This is a genomic window from Dactylosporangium sp. NPDC050688, assembly GCF_040654515.1.
GTDB lineage: Bacteria > Actinomycetota > Actinomycetes > Mycobacteriales > Micromonosporaceae > Dactylosporangium.
The window spans coordinates 183126-206842 of the sequence record NZ_JBFAIC010000008.1 but is presented as its reverse complement, the minus strand read 5'-3'; the positions used below and the strand labels follow the sequence as shown (position 1 = coordinate 206842).

Here is a 23717-nt window from a genome sequence, read left to right as displayed (position 1 = left end):
GATGGCCGGGGGTGGCGGGCGTCGCGGTGCTGGTGGGCGGCAGTTTAGGAGATCTTCTAGAGAAGCCCTGGCGGGATTTACCGGAGGTGGGTGCGCAGATCCAATGGCACTGTCGCAGGGTCACGAGCCGACTGCGGCCATCTCACACATATCCAGCAGATCCAGGCCGACACCCGGCGTACGGGGTGCCGTGGTGCTGCCGCCTCAGCCGAGGAGCCCGACGTGGAGCCAGCGAAACCCGATGTCGAGGCGTGGATCGTCGCGCGGCTGGCGGAGCGGGCCGGGGTGGCCGCGAGCGAGGTCGACCGGGACGCGGTGCTGAGCGACTTCGGGTTCTCGTCGCGGGACGCGTTGACGCTCATGGGCGAGCTGGAGGAGCTGGTGCAGCGGCCGCTGTCGCCGGTGCTGTTCTGGGAGCACCCCACGCCGCGGCTGCTGGCCGCCGCGCTGACCGGGACCAGGAGCGCGGAAGCCCAGGAGCCCGGTGCGGTGGCCGAGGGCGACGCGGTCGCCGTCGTCGGGGCGAGCTGCCGGTTCCCGGGTGCGGACAGCCTGGAGGAGTTCTGGGCGCTGCTCGAGCAAGGGCGGGAGGCGCCGGGGCGCAGCCTGCGGCAGATCGAGGCGTTCGACGCGGAGTTCTTCGGCATCTCGGCGAAGGAGGCCGCGCACATCGACCCGCAGCACCGGCTACTGCTGGAGGTGGCGTGGGAGGCGCTGGAGCACGCGGCGATCGCGCCCACGTCGCTGGCCGGCAGCCGGACCGGGGTGTTCGTCGGGATCAGCGGCAGCGACTACGGGCGGTTGCAGGCCGCGGAGGGCACGCCGCTCAGCCCGTACAGCGCGACCGGGCAGGCGCTGAGCATCGCGGCGAACCGGTTGTCGTACTTCCTGGATCTGGACGGGCCGAGCCTGGCGGTCGACACGGCGTGCTCGTCGTCGCTGGTCGCGGTGCACCTGGCGGCGCGCAGCCTGCGGTCGGGGGAGTGCACGACGGCGCTGGCCGGCGGGGTGAACCTGGTGCGGGCGCCCGGCATCACCGAGGTGTTCGCCAGCGCCGGCATGATGGCCGCCGACGGGCGGTGCAAGACGTTCGATGCCGCCGCCGACGGGTACGCCCGGGCCGAGGGCTGCGGGGTCGTGGTGCTGAAGCTGCTCAGCGCCGCGCTGCGCGACGGTGACCCGGTGCTGGCCGTCATCCGCGGCTCGGCGGTCAACCAGGACGGCCGCAGCAACGGGCTGACCGCGCCCAGCGGCGCCGCGCAGCAGCGGGTGGTGCGTGCGGCACTGCGGGACGCGGGCGTGGCGCCGGCCGAGGTCGGGTACGTCGAGGCGCACGGCACCGGCACCCCGCTCGGTGACCCGATCGAGGTCCGCGCCCTGACCTCGGTCCTCGCCAGCGACAGCGAAGCCGGCGACAGCGAAGCCGGCGACGACGAAGCCGGCGACGACGGGGGTGGCCCCGGCACGCCGTTCCTGCTCGGCTCGGTGAAGACGAACATCGGGCACACCGAGGCCGCGGCCGGCATCGCCGGCCTGCTCAAGGTCGTGCTGATGGCGCAGCACCGGCGGGTGCCGGCCCACCTGCACCTGCGCGAGCGCAACCCGCAGCTGCCCGCCGGCGGCGCCTACGAGATCCCGGTCAGCGGCCGGGACTGGGCCCCGCGCGGGGCGCGGCTGACCGCCGGGGTCAGCTCGTTCGGCTTCGGCGGCACGAACGCGCACGTCATCGTGCAGGAGGCGCCGCCCGCCGGGCCGGTCCCGCGCGGCGACGAGCGGCCCCGGCACGTGCTCACCGTCAGCGCCCGCACCGGGCCCGCGCTGCGCGGCCTCGCCGCCCGGTACGCCGCCCACCTGCGCGCGAATCCCGGCCTCGGCATCGACGACGTCTGCCACACCACCAACGTCGGCCGCGCCCAACTGCGCCACCGGGCGGCGCTGCCGGTCACCGGCCACGACGACGCGCTCGCCGCCCTGGACGCCCTCGCGGCCGGCAGTGACGCCACTGTGCACGACACCACGAAGCACGGCGACGGTGGACGGGTGGCGTTCCTGTTCAGCGGGCAGGGTGCCCAGTTCGCCGGCATGGGCCGGCAGCTGTACGTCACGAACGAGCTGTTCCGCGAGGAGCTGATCCGCTGCAGCGACATCCTCGAGGACGAGCTGGAGCGCCCGCTGACGGCGCTGCTCTTCCCCGCGCCCGGCGAGCAGGACCTGCTGGACCGCACCGAGTTCACCCAGCCGGCCCTGGTGGCGATCGAATACGCGCTGGCCCGGCTGTGGATGAGCTGGGGCGTGCGACCGGACCTGCTGCTCGGGCACAGCATCGGCGCTCTCGCCGCGGCGTGCGTCGCCGACGTGCTCGATCTGGCCGACGGGCTGCGGCTGGCGGCCCGGCGCGGCCGCCTCGTCGCCCGGCTGGGCGGCGCCGGCGCGATGCTCGCGGTGTTCACCGGCGAGGCCGCCGTGCGCGCCGCGATCGCCGGGTGCGGCCTCGAGGACGTGCTGGCCGTCGCCGCGGTCAACGGCGCCGAGCAGGTCACCGTCGCCGGCCCCGCGGACGCGGTGACGGCGCTGCGGCAGCGGCTGGAGGCCGGCGGCGTCGGCAACCGCCCGGTCGTCGCCGGGCACGCGTTCCACTCGCCGATGATGCGCGCCGCCCGCGAGGCGTTCGCGCCGGTGACCCGCAGCGTCGCGTACCGGCCGCCGGCCATCGACCTGGTCAGCGACCTGGACGGACAAGTGCACGCGCCGGACGCCGCGTACTGGGAGCGGCACGTCGAGGCGCCGGTGCGCTTCGCCGACGGGCTGCGCACCCTGGCCGGGCGCGGCTGCACCACGTTCATCGAGGTGGGCCCGCAGCAGGCGCTGCTCGGCATGGGCCGGCGCGCGATCGGCGCCGGGCTGTGGGTGCCGTCGCTGCGCCGCGGCGTTGCCGACTGGGACGTCCTCACCGAAGGGCTGGCCCGGCTGCACGCCGCGGGCCGCACCGTGGACTGGCCCGGCGTGCACCGCGGGCACCGGCGGGCGCGGTTGCCGCTGCCCACGTATCCGTTCGAACGCAAACGACACTGGCTGCCGGCCGCGGCGCCGCCGCCCGAAACCCAGACATCCGAGGTCATCGTGGAGACTGAGACACCCTCGCAGGACCCGATCCTGGCCGCGCTCGGGCAGGTCGTGTCGACGCTGCTCGAGCACGACGGTGCGGTCGATCCCGACCTGTCGTTCCTGGAGCTGGGCGCCGACTCCATGACGCTGTTCCAGACGCTGCAGACCATCCAGAAGACCTTCGGTGTCGCTGTGCCGATCAGCCAGCTCTTCGAGGAGCTCAACACGCTGCGGCGGCTGGCGGTGTACCTGCGTGCGCACGCGCCCGCCGACGTGCTGGAGCGCTACACGAAGCGCCCGGCGGCGCCCGCGGTGGTGAGCGCGGCACCGGCGGCGATGAGCACGGCACCGACCGGCGAGCTTGCCCGCATCCTGGACGCGCACCTGCGGGTGATGGACGACCACCTCAAGCTCATGCACCGTGCCTACGACGCGATCGGCACGGCGGCACCGCAACCGGGGCGGCCGGAGGTGCAGGGAAGGCCGCAGCAGCCGGAGCAGCCGCAGCGGTCGCCGGTGCCCGCGCTCGCACCCGCGGACACCTACGTCGCGTTCCGGCCCGCCGCGCCCGCCCCGAAGGCCCGGATGAGCGACGCCCAGCGTGCCTTCGCCGAGGCGCTCGTGGCCAGGTACACCGCCCGCACCCGGGGCTCGATGGCGCAGGCCGCCGCCGAGCGGGCCGGGCACGCCGACGTCCGGCACACCGCCCAGCCGTACCCGCACCTGCGCGACACCCGCTACCCGATCGTCGTGTCCGGCTCGCAGGGCGCCAGGGTGTTCGACGTCGACGGCAACGAGTACATCGACCTCACCATGGGCTTCGGGGTCAACCTGTTCGGGCACAACGAGCCGTTCATCAACGAGGCGATCGTCGCGCAGCTCGGCGCGGGCAAGGGCATGCAGCTGGGTCCGCACACGCCCCTCGCGGCCGAGCTCGCCGGCCTGATCCGGGAGCTGACCGGCAAGGAGCGGGTGCTGTTCTGCAACACCGGCTCCGAGGCGGTCGCGGTGGCCGTCCGGCTGGCCCGCGCGGTCACCGGCCGCAACCGGATCGCGCTGTTCGCCGGGGCGTACCACGGCTCGGCCGACCCGATCCTCGCCCGCCAGGACATCGAGGGCGCCTCGGGGGAGTCGGTGCCGATGGCGCCCGGCGTGCCGCCCGAGGTCAGCGCCAACGCCCTGGTGCTGCCGTACGGCGACGAGGCATCGCTCGACGTGCTGCGCGAGCGCGCGGGCGAGCTGGCCGCGGTGCTGGTCGAGCCGGTGCAGAGCCGCCGCCCCGACCACCAGCCGGTCGAGTTCCTGCGCGAGCTGCGCCGGTTGACCGAGCAGACCGGCGTGCCGCTGATCTTCGACGAGGTGATCACCGGCTTCCGCATGCACCCGGGCGGCGCGCAGGCCCTGTTCGGCGTCGAGGCGGACCTCACCACCTACGGCAAGGTCGTCGGCGGCGGGATGCCGATCGGCGTGGTGGCCGGCGCGGCCCGGTTCCTCAACGCCGTCGACGGCGGCGCCTGGCAGTTCGACGGCGCGCCCTACCCGCACTCGGTGCGCACCTTCTTCACCGGCACGTTCTGCAAGCACCCCTTGGCGATGGTCGCGGGCCGGGCGGTGCTGCAGGAGCTGCGCCGGCGCGGCCCGGCGCTGCAGCGGGAGCTCAACGACCGCACCGCCGAGCTCGGGCGGCGCCTGGACGCCGTGTTCGCCGCGGCCGGGGTGCCGGTCCGCACCGGCGTGTTCGGCTCGCTGTTCCGCCTGCGCTTCCTGCAGGAGGCGCCGCTGTCGGACACCGTCGAGCTGTTCTACGCCATGCTCATCGAGCGCGGCCTGTACATCTGGGAGGGGCGCAACTGCTTCCTGTCCCTTGCCCACACCGACGCCGACGTCGACCGGATCGTGGCCGCCGTCGCCGAGACCGTCGCGGCCATGACCGCGGCCGGGTTCTTCAACGGGGCCGGGAATGCCGGGAACGAGGACCTGTACCCGCTGAGCGACGCGCAGCGCGACATCTGGCTGCTCGACCAGATGAGCCCGGAGCACTCCCTGGCCTACAACGAGACGATCCTGCTCGATCTGCGCGGCGAGCTGGACGCCGCGGCGCTGCACGCCGCGCTCGACGAGGTCGTCGCGCGGCACGACAGCCTCCGCACCGTCTTCGCCACCGACGGTTCCGGCCAGCGGGTCACCCCGCCGTCGCCGGTTGCGTTGCCGGTCGTCGACGTCACCGGTGACGGGCCGGCGCGGGCCTGGCTACGGGAGCGGGCCGGCGAGGTGTTCGACCTCGCCGGTGGTCCGGTGCTCCGGGCCGCGCTGCTGCGGCACGCTCCGGCGCACCACCAGCTGTACCTGGCGGTGCACCACTCGGTCATCGACGGCTGGTCGTTCGCGGTCGTGCTCGACGAGCTCGTGCGCGGCTACGCCGCGCGCCGCGCCGGCACTCGGCCCTCGCTGCCGGCGCCGGCCCGCTACCGCGACTTCGTGCGGCGGCAGCAGGAACGCGACGGCAGCGCCGACGCCGCGTACTGGGCGGCCCGCTTCGCCGACGGCTTCCCGGTCCTGCACCTGCCGGCGGACCGCCCCCGGCCGGCGCGGACCGCACGCCGCGGCGGGCGGATCGAGCTCGCCGTCGACCAGCGCATCGCGGACCTGGTGACCGAGCGGAGCCGCGGCTGGGGCGTCACCACCTTCACCGTCATGTTCGCCGCCTACGGCCTGCTGCTGCACCGCCTCGCCGGCCAGGACGACGTGGTCGTCGGCGTGCCGCTGGCCCTGCGCGACCACGACGGCGACGACCGGCTCGTGGGCAACTGCAGCACCGTCCTGCCGGTGCGCAGCCGGCTGACCCGCGGCGGCAGCGCCCGGCACTACGTCGAAGGCATCCAGCGCACGCTGGTCGAGGCGTACGAGCACCCCGGCTTCACCGTCGAGGCGGTCCGCCCGCACCTGGCCGGTCTCGCGCCGGGGCTTCGGCTGTTCGGCTCGTTCTTCAACCTCGACCGGCCGGCCGCCGTCCCGTCCGTCGACGGCCTGGACCTGCGGGTGCTGCGCACGTCGCGGCGCTACTCGAAGGCGGACTTCGAGGTCGACATCCTCTGCGTAGGCCGCGCCATGACGATCACGTTCGAGTACGACGCGGAAATCTTCGACGAGTCCACCGCCCGCGGGCACATCGACGCCTACCAGCGGCTGCTCGACGAGCTGCTCACCGACCCGGACGCGCCGGTCGAGCGGCTGGTCCGGCCGGCCGCGCCGGTGGAGGCCGGGGCCGAGCCCGAGCCCGGGGACGGGGCCGGCCCGATCGTGGAGGCGACGCTGCCGGCGTGGTTCGAGGCGCAGGCCCGGCGCACACCCGAGGCGACCGCCGTCATGTACCGCGACGAGACGCTGACCTACGCGGCGCTCAATGCGCGCACCAACCGGCTGGCCCGGCTGCTGCGCGAGCACGGCGCCGGCCCCGAGCGCATCGTCGCCCTCGCCGTGCCCCGCTCCACCGACCTGGTCGTCGCGGCGCTGGCCACCGGCAAGGCCGGCGCGGCGTTCCTGCCGCTGGACATCGCCCATCCGCCGGCCCGGCTGGCGCAGCTGCTCGGCGATGCCCGGCCCGTCGTGGTGCTGACCACCGCCGAGGCGGCGCCGCAGGTGCCGGCCGTGGACGGCGTGCGGGTGGTGGTGCTGGACGACCCGGCCACCGTCGCCGCGCTGGCCGGGCACGGCACCGGCGACCTCGGCGACCAGGGTCGCGGCCTGACCCCGGCGAACGCCGCGTACGTCATCTACACCTCCGGCTCCACCGGCCGGCCCAAGGGCGTCGTCGTCCCGCACACCGGCATCGTCAACACGCTGCGCTGGTGGCAGAGCGAGATCCGGCTCACCGCCCGCGACCGGACGCTGCTGAAGACGCCGCTCACCTTCGACCCGTCGGTGCACGAACTGTTCTGGCCGCTGTGCGTCGGCGCCGTGCTGGTCGTCGCCGAGCACGACGGCCATCACGACCCGCGGTACCTGGTCTCGCTCATCCAGCGGGCCGGGGTCACCTCGGTGCAGTTCGTGCCCAGCACCCTGCGCGAGTTCCTGGCCGAGCCCGACGCGGCCGGCTGCACCACGCTGCGGCACGTGCTGTGCGGCGGTGAGACGCTCGGCAGCGGCCTCGTCGAGCGCTTCGGCGAGGTCATGGACATCGACCTGTACAACCTGTACGGCCCGACCGAGGCGTCGATCGAGTCGACGTTCTGGCGCTGCCGGCCCGGCACCGTCCCGCCGCCGGTCGTGCCGATCGGCCGCCCGATCAGCGGCGTGCGGGCCTACGTCCTGGACGGCGCGCTGCGGGAGGTGTCGCCCGGCGAGACCGGCGAGCTGTACGTGGCCGGCAACGGCGTCGGCCGCGGCTACCTCAACCGGCCCGACCTCACCGCGGCGGCGTTCGTGCCCGACCCGGCCGGCGCCCCGGGCGCGCGCATGTACCGCACCGGCGACCTCGTGCGCTGGTCGGCGCGGGGCGAGCTGGAGTTCGTCGGACGCGCCGACACGCAGGTCAAGGTGCGCGGCGTCCGGGTTGAGCTCGGTGAGGTCGAGGCGGCGCTGCGGGCCCTGCCCGGCGTGGCCGACGCCGCCGTCCTCACCCGCCCGGCCGGCGACGCGGGCGGCGACCAGCAGCTCGTCGCGTACCTGGCGGGAGAGGCCCTCGACCCGCAGGAGCTGGCCCGCCGGCTGCGCGCGGTGCTGCCGCCGGCCTGCGTGCCGGGCCACTTCGAGCTGCTGCCCGCGCTGCCGGTGCTGACCAGCGGCAAGACCGACCGGCAGGCCCTCGCCGCGCTGCCGCTGACCACCGGCCGGGCCCGCCGCGACCACGTCGCGCCGCGGACCCCGGTCGAGCGGCGGCTGCTGGCGATGTGCGCGGAGATCCTGGACCGGCCCGACCTCGGCGTCACCACCGACTTCTTCGCCGCCGGCGGCCACTCGCTGCTCGCGACCCGGCTGGTGAGCCGGATGCGTGCCGAGTTCGGCGCCGAGCTGCCGATCCGCGCGGTGTTCGAGACGCCGACCGTGGCGGGCCTCGCCGAGCGGCTCGGCGGCGCCGCCGCACCGGACCGGCCGGCGCTGCTGGGCACCGCCCGGCCGCAGCGGGTCCCGGCGTCCTACGCCCAGCAGCGGCTGTGGTTCCTGTACCAGCTGGAGGGGCGCACCGCGGCGTACAACATCCCGGGCGCGCTGCGCCTGCGCGGCACGCTGGACGTCGCGGCGCTGACCCTGGCGCTGCGCGACGTGCAGGACCGGCACGAGAGCCTGCGCACGGTCTTCGCCGAGGACGCCGACGGGGTCCACCAGATCGTCCTGCCCGCCGGCGGCGACCGGCCCGTGCTGCACGTCCTCGACTGCGGCCCCGACGGCCTCGACGCGGCGCTGGCCGCGGCCGTGCGCCACGAGTTCGACCTCGCGACCGAGGCGCCGCTGCGCGCGACCCTGCTGCGGGCCGGCGACACCGACCACGTGCTGTCGCTGCTGCTGCACCACATCGCCGGCGACGCCTGGTCGATGGGGCCGCTCGCCGCCGACCTCACCGCCGCGTACACGGCCAGGGCCGGTGGGCACGCCCCGGCCTGGACGCCGCTGCCGGTGCAGTACGCCGACTACGCCGTCTGGCAGCACCGCCTGCTCGGGCAGGCCGACGAGCCCGGCAGCACCGCGCAGGTCCAGCTCGAATACTGGCGGCAGGCCCTCGCCGGGCTGCCGGAGCAGCTCGACCTGCCGGCCGACCGGCCCCGCCCGCCGGTCGCCGGTCACGACGGCGACCGGGTCGGCGTCACCGTCCCGCCCGAGCTGCACGCCGCCCTGCGCGACCTGGGCCGCGAGCACCAGGCCTCCACGTTCATGGTGCTGCACGCGGCCCTGGCCGTGCTGCTCACCCGGCTCGGCGCCGGCACCGACATCCCGATCGGCACGCCGATCGCCGGGCGCACCGACGACAGCCTCACCGACCTCGTCGGGTTCTTCGTCAACACCCTGGTGCTGCGGGTCGACACCGGCGGCGAGCCCAGCTTCGCCGAGCTGCTGCGCCGGGTCCGCGCCACCGACCTGGCCGGGTACGCCCACCAGGACCTGCCCTTCGAGCGTCTCGTCGAGGACCTCAACCCGGCCCGGACCCTGGCCCACCACCCGCTGTTCCAGGTGATGCTCACCCTCGACACCACCCAGCGGCACGCGCTGCGCACCGCCGCGGCCATGCCCGGCCTCGACGTCGCCGTCCACCCCGTGCACACCGGCGCGGTGAAGACCGACCTCACCTTCGAGGTCACCGAGCTCGAGGACGCCGGCGCCCCGGCCGGGCTGGACGTCACCGTCGAATACCGCACCGACCTGTTCGACCGGGCCACCGCCGCTGCCGTCGCCGACCGGCTCACCCGTGTCCTGCGCGCCGTCGCCGCCGACCCGGACCTGCCGATCGGCGACATCGACGTCCTGGACGCGGCCGAGCGGGCCGCCGCCGTCGCCGGCCACCGCGGCGAGCCTGCCGCCTACCCGGCCGGTGACCTGCTGCCGGAGCTGTTCGAGCGGGCCGTGGCGGCCCACCCGGCAGCGACCGCGATCGTGCACGGGACCGGCACCGAGACCTACGCGGCGCTCAACGCGCGCGCCAACCGGCTCGCCCGGGTGCTGCTGGAGCACGGCGCCGGGCCCGGCACGCTCGTCGCGCTGCTCCTGCCCCGATCGCCGGACCTGGTCGCGGCGCTGCTCGCGGTGCTGAAGACCGGCGCGGGATACCTGCCGATCGAGCCGGACCACCCCGCGGAGCGCATCGCCGCGATCCTCGCCGACGCCGCGCCCACGGCCGTGCTCTGCACGGGCACCACCGCGCCGGTGGGCGGCGTGCCGCACCTCGCGGTCGACGACCCGCTCCTCACCGCCGGCCGGCCCACGCACGACGTCACCCAGGCCGAACGCCCCCGGTCGCTGCACCCGCACGACACCGCGTACGTCATCTACACCTCCGGCTCCACCGGCCGGCCCAAGGGCGTCATGGTGAGCCACCACAACGTGGCCCGGCTGTTCGCCGGCGCCCGGCGGTGGTTCGAGTTCGGGCCGCAGGACACCTGGACCCTGTTCCACTCCTACGCGTTCGACTTCTCCGTGTGGGAGCTGTGGGGCGCCCTCGCGCACGGCGGCCGCCTGGTGATCGTGCCCACCGCGGTGAGCCGCGACCCGGCCGCCTTCCTGCGCCTGCTGGAGCGCGAGCGGGTCACCGTGCTCAACCAGACGCCGTCGGCGTTCCACCAGCTCGCCGCCGCCGACCGGGAGGCGCCCGGCAGCCGCCTGCACCTGCGCTACGTGATCTTCGGCGGCGAGGCGCTGGACCTGTCGCGGCTGCGGGACTGGTACACCCGCCACCCCGACGACGCGCCCCGGCTGGTCAACATGTACGGCATCACCGAGACCACGGTGCACGTGTCCTACCAGGCTCTGGACCGGGCCCGGGCGGACGCCGCGACCGGCTCCACCATCGGGGTCAACCTGCCGGACCTGCGGGTCTACGTGCTCGACGAGCGCCTGCGGCCGGTGCCGCCCGGGGTGCGCGGCGAGCTGTTCGTGGCCGGCGACGGCCTGGCCCGCGGCTACCTGCACCGCCCGGCGCTGACCGCGGACCGGTTCGTCCCCGACCCGTTCGGCGGTCCGGGGCAGCGGATGTACCGCACCGGCGACCTGGCCCGCTGGAACCGCGACGGCGAACTGGAATACCTCGGCCGCGCCGACCACCAGGTGAAGCTGCGCGGCTTCCGGATCGAGCTCGGCGAGATCGAGGCGGCGCTGCGCGGCTGCCCCGGCGTCACCGACGCGGCGGTGCTGCTGCGCGAGGACCGCCCCGGCGACCAGCGCCTGACCGGGTACGTGGTCACCACCGACCCCGCCGACGCCGTGCCCGCGCACCTGTCCACCCACCTGTCCACCCACCTGCCCACCCACCTGCCCACCCACCTGCCCACCCACCTGGCCGCGGTGCTGCCGGCGTACATGGTGCCGTCGGCGATGGTGCGGCTGGACCGGCTGCCGCTGACCCCGAACGGCAAGCTCGACCGGCGGGCCCTGCCCGCGCCCGCCCACGACGGCGGCGCCGGCCGGGCCCCGCGCACCCCGCGCGAGCGGCAGTTGTGTGAGCTGTTCGCGGAGGTCCTCGGCGTCGCCGAGGTCGGTGTCGACGACAGCTTCTTCGACCTCGGCGGCCACTCGCTGCTCGCCACCCGCCTGGCCAGCCGGGTGCGCGCGGCGCTCGGCGTGGAGCTGCCCATCCGGCAACTGTTCGAGACCCCGACCGTCGCGGGCCTGGCCACCGCGCTGGACGGGACGCTGGACGGCGGCGCCCCGGCGCGGCGCCCCGCGCCGGCGGCCGTGCGGCCGCGCCCGGACCGGGTGCCGCTGTCCTATGCCCAGCAGCGGCTGTGGTTCCTGCACCGGTTCGAGGGCCCCAGCGCCACCTACAACATCTCCATGTCCCTGCGCCTGACGGGCGCTCTGGACGTCGAGGCGCTCCGCGCCGCGTTCACCGACCTGACCGAGCGGCACGAGAGCCTGCGGACCACCGTCGAGGAGGTCGACGGGGTGGCGCTGCAGCGGGTCGTGCCGGCCGGTGCCGCACCGCCCGGCTTCACCACCGTGCGCACCACGCCCGCGCTGCTGCCCGCGGCCCGGCTGGCCGCGGCGAACCACGCGTTCGACCTCGCCGCCGAGCCGCCGATCCGGGTGTGGCTGTTCGAGCTCGCCCCGCAGGAGCACGTGGTGGCCGTGGTGCTGCACCACATCGCTGCCGACGCCTGGTCGATGGAGCCGCTCGCGGCCGACCTCGCGCGGGCCTACACGGCGCGCCAGCACGGGCGGGCGCCGGGGTGGGCGCCGCTGCCGGTCCAGTACGCCGACTTCACCCTGTGGCAGCGCGACCTGCTCGGCAGCGAGGACGACCCGGCCAGCCCGGTGTCGCGGCAGCTGGCGTACTGGCGCTCGGCCCTGGCCGGGCTGCCGGAGGAGCTCGCGCTGCCCACCGACCGGCCGCGCCCGGCCGAGTCCACCTACGCCGGGCAGGTCGTGCCGTTCGAGCTGCCGGCGCCGCTGCACGCGCGGCTGCAGGACCTCGCCCGGCAGTGCGGCGCGAGCCTGTTCATGGTGCTGCACGCCGGGCTGGCCGCGCTGCTGACCCGCCTCGGCGCCGGCACCGACATCCCGATCGGCACGCCGATCGCCGGGCGCACCGACGACAGCCTCACCGACCTCGTCGGCTTCTTCGTCAACACGCTGGTGCTGCGCGCCGACACCTCCGGCGACCCGACCTTCCGCGACCTGGTCCGCCGGGTCCGGCAGGCCGACCTCGCCGCGTACGAGCACCAGGACGTGCCCTTCGAACGCCTCGTCGAGGTGCTCAACCCGGCCCGGGTGATGTCCCGGCACCCGCTGTTCCAGGTGATGCTGTCGCTGGAGAACACCACCGGCGTCCAGGTCGCGCTGGACGGGCTGAGCATGCGGCAGGAGCCGGAGGAGACCTCCACCGCCAAGTTCGACCTGTCCTTCGGGCTGCGCGAGCGCCCGGACGGCGGCCTGGACGGCGAGCTGGAGTACAGCGCCGACCTGTACGACCGCGACACCGCGGTGCTGCTCGCCGAGCGGTTCGGCCGCCTGCTCGCCGCGGTGGCGCAGGACCCGGACGTGCGCTGCGGCGACGTGCCGGTGGTCACCGCGGCCGAACGCGACGCGCTGCTGCGCGCGGCGGTGGGCGAGCCGACCGGCCCGGCCCGGGCGCGCACCGTCGTCGAGCTGATCGAGGCGCAGGCCCGCCGGGTCCCCGACGCCGACGCGGTCGTGCACGGCGAGGACCGGCTCAGCTACCGCGACCTCGACGCGCGCGCCGACCGGCTGGCGGGTGCGCTGCGCGGGCAGGGGGTCGGCACCGACGCCGCCGTTGGGATCCTCCTGGAGCGCTCCATCGACCTGATCGTCGCGGTGCTCGGGGTGTGGAAGGCCGGCGCCGCGTTCGTGGCGCTGGACGTCGACGGCCCCCGGGAGCGGCGGGTCGCGATGCTCGCCGACGCGGCCGTCACCGTCGTGGTCACCGGCCCGGCCCACCGCGGCCTGCTGGACGGCATGCCGGTCGAGTGCGTGCCGGTGGACGCCGAGGCAGCCGCCGCGCCGCACGACGAGGCGGAGCCCGGCGCGCTGGCCTACGTGCTGTTCACGTCCGGCTCGACCGGGCGGCCCAAGGGCGTCCTGGTCGAGCACCGGGGGCTGCTGTCGGTGTACGAGGGCTGGGCGCGCGCCTACCGGCTGGCGGAGCGGACCACCGCGGTGCTGCAGATGGCGAGCTTCGGCTTCGACGTGTTCGCCGGCGACGTCGTGCGGGCCCTGTGCACCGGCGCGAAGCTGGTGCTCTGCCCGCGCGAGGCGCTGCTGGACCCGCCGCGGCTGGCCGGGCTCGCCGACCGGGAGCGGGCCGACTTCGCCGAGTTCGTGCCGCTGGTCGTCAAGGGCCTGGCCCAGCACCTGCGGGCCGCCGGGCGGCGGCTGGACACCCTGCGGACCGTCGTCGTCGGCTCCGACACGATCTACCAGCAGGAGCTGGCCGACCTGCGCACGGTGCTGCCGGACGGCGCCGAGGTCATCAACTCCTACGGGCTCACCGAGGCGACCATCGACAGCACCTACCTCGTGGTGCGCGACGCCGGCCCGGACGCGCCCGCGGGCAGCGACGACTTCCGGTGCCTCATCGGCGGGCCGTACCCGGGCGCCGAGGCCTACGTGCTCGACGACGCGATGTGCCTGGTGCCGCCGGGCGTGCCGGGCACCCTGTACGTCGGCGGGCCGGGCGTGGCCCGCGGCTACCTGGGCCGGGCACGGGAGACCGCGGCGGCGTTCGTGCCGCACCCGTTCAGCGCCACGCCAGGCGCCCGGCTCTACCGCACCGGGGACCTGGTGCGGCACCGGCCGGGCGGCGACGGGCCGGTCATCGAGTACCTCGGCCGCGCCGACACCCAGGTGAAGCTGCGCGGCTTCCGGATCGAGCTCGGCGAGGTCGAGGCCGCCGTCCGCGAGGTCACAGGCGCCGCCAGCGCCGTGGTGCTGGACCGCGCCGGCGGGGGCGAGGGCGGGCGCCGCCTGGTTGCCTACGTCGCCGCCGGCGAGGACGCCGGGCCGGACGGGCCGCCGCCGGTCGAGCGGTGGCACGACCGGCTGCGCGAGCGGCTGCCGCACTACATGGTGCCGGACGGGTTCGTGCCGCTGGCGCAGCTGCCGGCCGGCGTGAACGGCAAGGTCGACGTGGCCGCGCTGCGCGCCCGCGACGACGCCGAGATCCTCGTCGCCGCCCGGCCCTACGTCGCCCCGCGCAGCGAGCTGGAGCAGCGGATCGCCGCGATCTGGGCGGAGGTGCTCGGCGTGCCGAGGGTCGGCGTCGACGACGACTTCTTCGCCCTCGGCGGGCACTCGCTGGTCGCGATGCGGGTGGTCGCCCGGGTCAACGAACGGCTCGGCAAGGCGATGCCGCTGAGCATGATCTTCGAGTGCCCGACGGTCGCCACCCTCGCCAAGGGCCTCGGCGAGCTGGGCGCCGAGCGGTCCGACTTCGTCAGCACCGAGATCCTGCCGGTGGCGCGCGAGCGGGTGGTGCGGCGATGACCGGCGACCGGAGCGCCCCGGAGCACACGACGTGGGTGCCGCTGCGCGGCGGCGGGCCCCGGCCGGCGCTGCGGGTGTTCTGCCTGCCGCACGCCGGCGGCGCCGCCTCGGCGTTCCGGGCCTGGACCACCGGCCTGCCCGCCGGCTCCGGCGACGTCGAGGTGTGCGCGGTCCAGCTGCCCGGCCGCGAGGGCCGGTTCGGCGAACCGGCCGCCGGCGACCTCGCCGGGCTCGCCGCGCCGCTGGGCCGGGCCCTGCTGCCGCTGCTCGACGTGCCGTTCGCGCTGGTCGGCAACAGCATGGGCGCGCTGGTCGCGTTCGAGCTCGCGCACCACCTGCAGCGGCGGTACCTGCTCCCGCCGGTGCGGCTGGTCGCGGCCGCCGCCCACCCGCCGGGCGCCCGCCCGCCCGGGCCGGACCTGGCCGGGCTCGACGACGACGCGTTCGTGACGCTGCTGCAGCGCCGCTACGGCGGCATCCCGGAGGAGATCCTCGACCAGCCGGAGATCCTGCGGGCCTACCTGCCGGTGCTGCGCGCCGACCTGACGATGCTCGAGGCGTACCGCCCCGCGCCGGGCCGGCCGCCGCTGCGCTGCCCGGTCACCGCGTTCGTCGGCGACCAGGACCGCAGCCTCGACCTCGGCCGGGCGGAGGGCTGGCGCAGCAGCGCCGCGGCGTTCGACGGCCACACCCTGCCGGGCGGCCACTTCGCCCTGCTCGCCCACCGCGATGCCGTGCTCGACCGGCTCCGCGCCGAGGCCGGGCTGCGCAGCCCCGCCGCCGTCTCCTAGCTCCGCCTCTCAGGAAGGACCCGCACGCCGTGCACACCGAAGCAGGCCACCCGGTCCTCGCCTCCCGCGGGGACCGCAGCATGGTGGCGGCGCTGCGCCGGCAGGCCGCCGCCCAGCCGGACAAGGCCGCCTGCGCGATCCTGGACCGCGACGGCCAGGTGACCGCCGAGGTCACCTACGCCGAGCTGGACCGCCTGGCCCGGTCCGGCGCGGTGCTGCTGCTGCGCCACGCCCGCCCCGGCGACCGGGCGCTGCTGCTCCTGCCCACCTCGCTGGACTTCGTGGTGGCGTTTCTGGCCTGCGCCTACGCGGGTGTCGTCGCGGTGCCGGTGCCCTACCCCGACGGCCCGTCCGCCGGCAGGACGGCGCTGTCGCGGCTGCAGGGCATCGTCAAGGACGCCGAACCCGCCGTCGTCGTCACCACCGGGGAGCTGATCGCCGCGCCGGCCGTGGACGAGCTCGGCATCGGCGCGCGGACCACCGTCGACGCGCTGCCGCCCGAGCTGGCCGGAGCGTGGCGCGACCCCGCCCTCGGCCCGGACGCGCCGCTGCTGCTGCAGTACACCTCCGGCTCGACGAGCGAGCCGAAGGGCGTCGTCATCACGCACGGCAACGTCATCGCGAACTCGTCCGCCACCGCGGGCGCGCTCGGCATGGCCGCGGCGCCGGACCCGGGGCTGCGCGTGGTGAGCTGGCTGCCGCTCTTCCACGACATGGGCCTCGGGCAGCTGCTGATGTGCTTCTACCTCGGCGGGTTCATCGCGCTGCTGTCGCCGATGGCGTTCGTGATGCGCCCGGCCGCCTGGCTGGAGGCGCTGAGCCGGTACCGGGCCACGGTGAGCACCGCCCCCAACTTCGGCTACGAGCTGTGCGTGCGCCGGACCACCCGGCAGCAGCGGGCCGGCCTGGACCTCAGCGCGTGGCGGTACGCGCTGTGCGGCGCCGAGCCGGTGCGGTGGGACACACTCGCCGCCTTCGCCGAGGCGTTCGCGCCGGCCGGGTTCGCCGCGCCGGCGTTCCTGCCCTGCTACGGGCTGGCCGAGGCGACGCTGCTGGTCAGCGCCGGCCGGGTGGACGGCGACGCGCGGTACACCGACCTGGACGCCGAGGCGCTGGAGCGCGACGGCCTGCTGCGCCCGCCGGGCGGGCAGGAGCGAGCGCGGCGCATCGCCGCGTGCGGCCGGCCACCGGCGAACGTGGACGTGCGCATTGTCGACCCGGCCACGCGGCGGGCCTGCCCGCCCGACCGGCCCGGCGAGATCTGGGTCGCCGGGCCCAGCGTGAGCCCCGGGTACTGGCGGCAGCCCGAGGCGAACGCGGCGAAGGTCGGCGTCCGGCTCGACGGCGCCGGGGACGAGGACGGGCCCGGCTTCCTGCGCACCGGCGACCTCGGTTTCCGCCGCGACGGGCAGCTGTACGTGCTGGGCCGCCTCGACGACATGATCGTGCTGGACGGGCGCAACCACTACCCGCAGGACATCGAGCTGACCGTCGAGGCGGCGCACCCGGCGCTGGCCGCCGGCCGGTCCGCGGTCTTCGGCTACCACCAGGACGGGCAGCTGTGCCTGGGCGTGGTCGCCGAGACCGCCGCCAGGGTCCGGCTCGCCGGCGGGCCCGGTGAAGGCAGCGGGCCCGGCGGCGGCGCGCCGGGCCGCAACGCGGTGCAGCACGACGAGGTGGTCCGCGCGATCGGCCGTCGGGTCGCCGAGGAGCACCAGCTCGGCGTCGCCACCACGCTGCTGCTCAAGCCCGGCGGGCTGCCCCGCACCACCAGCGGCAAGGTGCGCCGCGGCCGCAGCCGGGAGCTGTTCCTGGCCGGCAAGCTCAAGTCGTGGCTGCCCGCCGCCGCGCCGGCGCCGGAACAGCCCGCACCCGCGGCGCTGCCGCAGGAACTCGCCGTGCCCACCGCGGCGGCGCTGTCGGAACAGCCCGCCGGAGCCGGCGCGGCCGCCGGCCCAGAGCCGGAGGAGTCGTTCCTGAGCAGCGTCGCGTCGCTGGCGCAGGAGCGGCTGTGGTTCTTCGACCAGCTGGCGCCCGGCACGGCCACCTACAACCTGGGCGGCGCCGTCGACATCGAGGGCGAGCTGGACGTCGAGGATCTGGCCGCGGCGCTGCGCGCGTGCGTCGACCGGCACGAGAGCCTGCGCACCTGTCTCGCCCTCGACGGCGCGGCGCTGCGACAGCTCGTCGCCGACAGCCTGGACGTCGCGCTGCACGTCACCGACGTGCCGCCCGGCGACGGGCCGGACGCGGTGCGGGCCGAGGTCGACCGGCTCGCCGCCGAGGAGCACGCCCGCCCCTTCGATTTGGGCCGGCCGCCGCTGGCCCGGTTCCGGCTGCTGCGGGTCGCCGAGCGGCACCACGTGCTGCTGGTGACGTTCCACCACATCATCGCCGACGACTGGTCCCTGGCCGTCTTCATCCGCGAGCTCGCCGCCCTGTACGACGCGAACCGCACCGGCCTGCCGGCCCGCCTCGAGCCGCTGCCGCTGCAGTACGCCGACTACGCCGCCTGGCAGCGGGGCCTCGTCGAGCGCGGCGCCGTCGAGGAGCACCTGCGGTTCTGGCGGGCCAAGCTCGACGGCGCGCCCGTGCTGGCGCTGCCCACCGACCGGCCCCGGCCCGCCGTGGAGAGCTTCCGCGGCGCGACCCTGCGCACCGGGGTCGGTGCGCAGCTCGCCGACCGGCTGCGCCGGCTGAGCCGCGACGAGGGCGTCACGCTGTTCATGACGCTGCTGGCGAGCTTCAACGCCGTGCTCAGCAGGTACACCGGGCAGACCGACATCGTGCTCGGCACGCCGATCGCCGGCCGGGGCCGCAGGGAGCTGCAGGGCATCGTCGGGCTGTTCGTCAACATGCTGGCGCTGCGCACCGACCTGAGCGGCCGGCCGAGCCTGCGTGAGGCGGTCCGGCGCACCGCGGACACCTGCAAGGAGGCCTTCGACCACCAGGACGCGCCGTTCGACCGGGTGGTCGGCGCGCTCGCCCCGCAGCGCGACCCGGGCCGGCACCCGATCTTCCAGGTGATCTTCCAGGTGCTCGACGACGACCTGCGCGGCGTGCGCATGCACGGCGCCACGCTGCGCCCCCGGGACACCGCGGTTGGCACGGTGAAGCTGGACATGTCGTGCACCGTCACCGACACCGGCGGCGGCCTCGTCGTCGAGCTGCAGTACGCCACGGACCTGTGGGACGCGACGACGGTCGAGGGGTTCACCGGCGCGTGGCTGCGGCTGCTGGAGGCGATGTGCGCCCGCCCGGACGACCCGGTGACGGCGCCGGACCTGCTGTCGCCGGAGGAGCACGCGCGGATCGTCACCGGGTGGAACGCGACCGCCCGGCCGCAGCCGGACCACCCGGTCCTCGACGGGCTGTTCCGGGCGCGGGCCCGGCAGTCGCCGGACGCCGTGGCGATGTCCGAGGGGCCGCGCTCGTGGACGTACGCCGACCTCGACGCCGGCAGCGACCGCCTGGCCTCGGCGCTGCGCGCGGCCGGGGTGCGCACCGACGTGCCGGTCGGCCTGCACGCGGGACGCGGCGCGGACCTGGTCCTGGGCATGCTCGCGGTCCTCAAGGCCGGCGGTGCCTACGTGGTGCTCGACCCCGGGTACCCGGCGCAACGGCTGCGGTTCATGGCCGGTGACGCCCGCATCGCCGCCGTCGTCACCCACACCCCGGCGGACTTCGCCGGCCTGCTGCCCGTTCTCGCCTTCGACGCGCCGGCCCCGGCACCCCCGGCACTCCCGGCACCCGAGGTTGTCGACGGCGGGTCGGCGCCGGACAGCCTGGCCAACATCGTGTACACCTCCGGGTCCACCGGGCAGCCCAAGGGCGTCGGCGTGCCGCACCGCGCGGTGGTGCGGCTCGTCGTGAACACCGACCACGTCGCGATCGGCCCCGGCGACGTCGTGCTGTTCACCGCCGACCCGGCCTTCGACACCACCACGTTCGTCGTGTGGGCGGCGCTGCTCAACGGTGCCCGCCTCGCCGTGGTCCCCGCCGACCGGCCGCTCGGCGCCGCGGAGCTGGCCGCCGAGATCCGCGCGGCCGGGGCCACTGTGGTCCGGCTGACGCCCGCGCTGTTCCACCTCGTCGCCGACACCGAACCCGAGGTGTTCCGGGGCCTGCGGCACCTCATCGTCGGCGGCGACGTCATCGACCCCGACCGGGCCCGGCGGGTCCTGGCCGCCGGCGGACCGCACAGCTTCCTCAACGCGTATGGCCCGACCGAGGTCACCGTCTCCGCCACGGCCTGCGCGCTGGACGCCGACGCGCTGGCCGGCCCGAGCGTCCCCATCGGCCGGCCGATCGCCAACACGACGGTGTACGTCGTCGACGCGCAGCTGCAGCCGGTGCCGGTCGGCGTGGTCGGCGAGCTGCTCGTCGGCGGGCCCGGCCTGGCCCGCGGGTATCTGCACCGGCCCGGACCGACCGCGGAACGCTTCGTGCCCGACCCGTTCGGCCCGCCCGGCGGCCGCCTCTACCGCACCGGCGACCTGGTGCGCCGGCTGCCCGACGGCACCCTGCAGTTCCTGGGCCGGCGCGACCGCCAGGTCAAGATCAGGGGGTACCGGATCGAGCCGGGCGAGGTCGAGGCCGCGCTGCGCGCGCTGCCCGGCGTGCGCGAGGCCGCGGTCACCGTCCAGGACGGCCCCGGCGGCCCGCGGCTGGTCGCCTACGCCGAGACCGGCGCGGTGACAGCAGCGGTGACGGCAGCGGTGACGGCAGCGGTGACGGCGGGGGAGCTGCGCTCGGCGCTGGCGGCGCGGCTGCCGGCGCACCTGGTGCCGGCCCAGTTCGTGCTGCTGGACCGGCTGCCGCTCACCCGCACCGGCAAGCTCGACCTGCGCGCGCTGCCGGCGGTCGAGGGCGGCACCCGCGACGCCGCAGTCTCCTACGTCGCCCCGCGCACCCCGCTGGAGCAGCAGCTGCACGGCGTCTGGGCGGAGTTCCTGGGGGTGCCCCGCATCGGCGTGCACGACGACTTCTTCCACCTCGGCGGCCACTCGCTGCTCGCCACCGTGGTGACCGCGGCGATCCGCGACCGCCTCGGCGTCGAACTGCCGCTGCGGCTGTTCCTCGAACACCCGACGATCGCCGGCCTCGCCGCCGCGATGCCGGCACCCGGCGGCACCGACCGCTTCCTTGACGACCTCGCCGACGCCCTGGCACAACTGCAGGAGCGGCCGTGACCGCCGCCGTGGAAGCGGCCCGGCGGCTGCCCCCGGCGCAGCGGGCGGAGCTGCGGGTGCGGCTGTGGCGGCGCGGGCTCACCGGCGCCGCCGCCGGGCTGGACGACGCCGGTCCGGCGCCCGCGTCGTGCGGTCAGGACGCCATGGTGTACCTGCACCGCCGCGCCCCCGGCAGCACGGCTTACCACACGCCGGTCGCGTGCCGGCTGACCGGGCAGCTCGACGTCGACGCGCTGCGGCACGCCCTGGCCGAGCTGGTCCGCCGCCACGAGGTGCTGCGCACGTCGCTGCCGCTGCGCGACGGCCGGCCGGTGCAGCTGGTCGCGCCCGCGGCGCCGGTGCCGCTGGAGAGCTGCACCGCGGCGGCCGCGGCCGCGCTGCGGCGGGCGCCGTTCGACCTCGCCGCGGGTCCGCTGCTGCGAGCCGGCCTGGTGCGGCTGGACGAGCGCGGATCCGTGCTCACGCTGACGTTCCACCACGCGATCGTCGACGGCTGGTCGGTCGGGGTGCTCACCCGCGAGCTGGTCGAGCTCTACACCGCCGCCGTCACCGGCCGCGCCGCCGTGCTGCCGCCGGTGGTGCCGCAGTACGGCGAATACGCCCGCTGGCAGCGCGAGTGGCTGGCCGGCGAGCAGGCGGAGCGAGGCCTGCGGTTCTGGTTGGCGCACCTGGCGGACCCGCCCGGCCCGCTGCCGCTGCCCGCGGGCCGTCCGCGGCCGGCCGGGCCCGCGCTGCGCGGGGCGGTGCACGAGGTGCTGCTGCCCCCGGCGCTGCGCGACGACCTCGCCGCGCTCGCCCGGCGCTGCGGGGCCACCCCGTTCATGGTGCTGCTGGCACTGTTCCAGGTGCTGCTGGCCCGGGTGAGCGGCGCCGCCGACATCCTCGTCGGCACCCAGCTGGCCAACCGGCGCCGCGCCGAGCTGCACGGCCTCGTCGGGTACGTCTCCAACGTCGTCGTGCTGCGCGGCCGGCCGCGGCAGGCGCCGACCTTCGCCGCGTTCCTCGCAGCGGTGCGCACCACGTGCCTGGACGCGTACGAGCACCAGGAGATCCCCCTCGACGTGGTCGTGCGCGAGCTGGCCCCGCCTCGGCCGCCGGGGCGCAACCCGCTGTTCCAGGTGGGTTGCACGCTGCACCCCACGCCAGAGCCGGTGCCCGCGGCCGCCGGGCTCACCGTCACCCCCCTCGCCCCGGACGGTGCCGACGACGCCCGCCTCGACCTGGAACTGGACGCGGTCGACGGCGCCGACGGGCTGCGGTGCGCGTTCACCTACGCGGCGGACCTGTTCGACGCGGCCACGGTGGCCGGCTGGGCGGACACGTTCACCGCCCTGGCCCGGCAGGCCGCCGCCGACCCGGACGCGGACCTGGAGTGGGCACCGCCGCCGGACCACGACGCCGAGCCCGCCGTGCGGCAGGTCTTCGCCGACCTCCTCGGGCTGCCCGCGGTGGACCCCGACGCGGACTTCTTCGCCCTCGGCGGCCACTCGCTGCTGGCGCTGCGGCTCGCCGAGCGGCTCGGCGACGGGTTCAGCCTGTCCGGGTGGTTGGCCGCCGGCGCCCCGGCCAGCGCCCGCCGCGCCGCCGCCCTGCTGCGCGAACCGGTGCTGCGCGAACCGATGCTGTCCGTGCCGGACGGCAGGACCTAGCATCCTCGCGTGGACATCGCGCTGCTCGCCAACCCGACCGCCGGCAAGGGCCGGCGGGCCGCGCTGCTGCCCGAGGTCGTGGCGCGGCTGCGGGCCGGCGGGCACACCGTGGACGTCGCCGCTGCCGGTACCCGCGACGGCATGATCGAGCAGGGCAGGCTGGCGGTCGCCGAGGGGCGGGCGGTGGTCGCCATGGGCGGGGACGGCACGGTGCACCTGGGGCTGCAGGCGGTCGCCGGGACCGGTGCGCCGTTCGGGATCGTGCCCGCGGGCACCGGCAACGACTTCGCGGTCCGGCTGGGGCTGCCCGGTGACACCCTCGCCGCCGCCGAGGCGATCGCGGCCGGTCCCGGCACGCGGGCCGTCGATCTCGCGCGGGTCACCGGGGCCGACGGCACCACGGCGTGGTTCGGGGCGGTCATGGCCGCCGGGTTCGACGCGTTCGTCAACGAACGGGCCAACCGGATGCGCTGGCCCCGCGGGCCGCAGCGCTACAACCTCGCCATCGTCGCCGAGCTGCTGGCCCTTCGCAGCCGGCGGTACCGGATGCGCCTGGACGGCACGGAGAGCGAGTTCGACTCGGTCCTCGTCGCGATCGGCAACACCGAGAGCTACGGCGGCGGCTTCCGGATCGTGCCGGGCGCCGACCCCACCGACGGCCTGCTGGACGTGGTCGTCGCCGAGCCGCTCGGGCGGGGCACCCTGATGCGGCTGCGGCCGAAGGTGTTCAAAGGTACCCACGTGCTCGACCCGCGGGTGTCGACGCACCGGGCGGGCACCGTGGAGCTGGCCGCCGAGGGGGTCACCGCGTACGCCGACGGGGAGCGGATCTGCCCGCTCCCCGTGACCATCACCTGTGTCCCAGGTGCGTTGAACCTGATCGGTTAGGCGGCGTTGTGGATGCGCACCGTCACGCCGTTGGCGGACGGGGTGGTGGAGACGTCGGACTCGGTGACGCCGTCGGGCAGGGAGAAGCTGCGGCTGAAGGAGCTGGAGCTCGACGAGCTCGACGAGAACGTGGCGCCGCCCTCGGAGTGGTGCTCCGAGGTGCTGGTGCCGCCGCCGCCCTTGATCGTGAGGCGGCCCCCGGAGACCTGGACGTCGACGCCTGCCGGGTCGACGCCGTTGACGGTGATGACGAGGTCGTCGCCCTCGGTCGCGGTGGAGACGGAAGCGGAGCCGGAGTGGGCGTGGGAGTGGGCGTGGGCTTGGGACGCGGCGTTGCCGACCTCGGCCTCGATGCGGGCGAGGGCGTCCGACGGGTTCCAACGGCTTAACGGCATGATGGTCCTCCGAAAGTCAAACGGTCTGTGTCCCTGCACTGTCGCTGCCTG

The 23717-nt window shown here is 76.0% G+C and carries 6 protein-coding genes; 5 read left to right on the top strand and 1 reads right to left on the bottom strand.

Translation table 11 applies throughout. The features are described from left to right. Positions 1-222 precede the first annotated feature (222 nt). From AB0H83_RS11000 to AB0H83_RS10980, 5 genes are read left to right on the top strand one after another with little or no spacing between them, the layout of a single operon-like run. Complete coding sequence (locus AB0H83_RS11000) at positions 223-14751, top strand: amino acid adenylation domain-containing protein (protein WP_360090441.1); 14529 nt, start codon at positions 223-225, stop codon at positions 14749-14751. Beyond that, positions 14748-15542 (top strand): alpha/beta fold hydrolase, encoded by a 795-nt coding sequence (locus tag AB0H83_RS10995; protein WP_360090438.1) that lies wholly within the window; start codon positions 14748-14750, stop codon positions 15540-15542. Before AB0H83_RS11000 ends, AB0H83_RS10995 begins: the two co-directional genes overlap by 4 nt. A gap of 29 nt (positions 15543-15571) precedes the next feature. Beyond that, complete coding sequence (locus AB0H83_RS10990; RefSeq protein WP_360090435.1) at positions 15572-20734, top strand: amino acid adenylation domain-containing protein; 5163 nt, start codon at positions 15572-15574, stop codon at positions 20732-20734. After that, the gene (locus AB0H83_RS10985) at positions 20731-22383 is read left to right on the top strand and encodes a condensation domain-containing protein (RefSeq protein ID WP_360090432.1); all 1653 of its coding nucleotides are present in this window, start codon (positions 20731-20733) and stop codon (positions 22381-22383) included. Before AB0H83_RS10990 ends, AB0H83_RS10985 begins: the two co-directional genes overlap by 4 nt. A 9-nt stretch (positions 22384-22392) precedes the next feature. Further along, positions 22393-23271 carry a diacylglycerol kinase gene (locus AB0H83_RS10980; RefSeq protein ID WP_360090429.1) on the top strand — a complete coding sequence of 293 codons (879 nt, stop codon included), beginning with the start codon at positions 22393-22395 and terminating at the stop codon, positions 23269-23271. Here AB0H83_RS10980 and AB0H83_RS10975 read toward each other — a convergent pair. Further along, positions 23268-23666, bottom strand: a complete 399-nt coding sequence (locus AB0H83_RS10975) for an Hsp20/alpha crystallin family protein (protein WP_360090426.1) — start codon at positions 23664-23666, stop codon at positions 23268-23270. The genes AB0H83_RS10980 and AB0H83_RS10975 overlap by 4 nt on opposite strands. Between the last annotated feature and the right edge of the window lie 51 nt (positions 23667-23717).

Coding starts and splice junctions, on each gene's coding strand:
- AB0H83_RS10995 (WP_360090438.1), top strand. CDS start 14,748: ATGACCGGCGACCGGAGCGCCCCGGAGCACACGACGTGGGTGCCGCTG.
- AB0H83_RS10975 (WP_360090426.1), bottom strand. CDS start 23,666: ATGCCGTTAAGCCGTTGGAACCCGTCGGACGCCCTCGCCCGCATCGAG.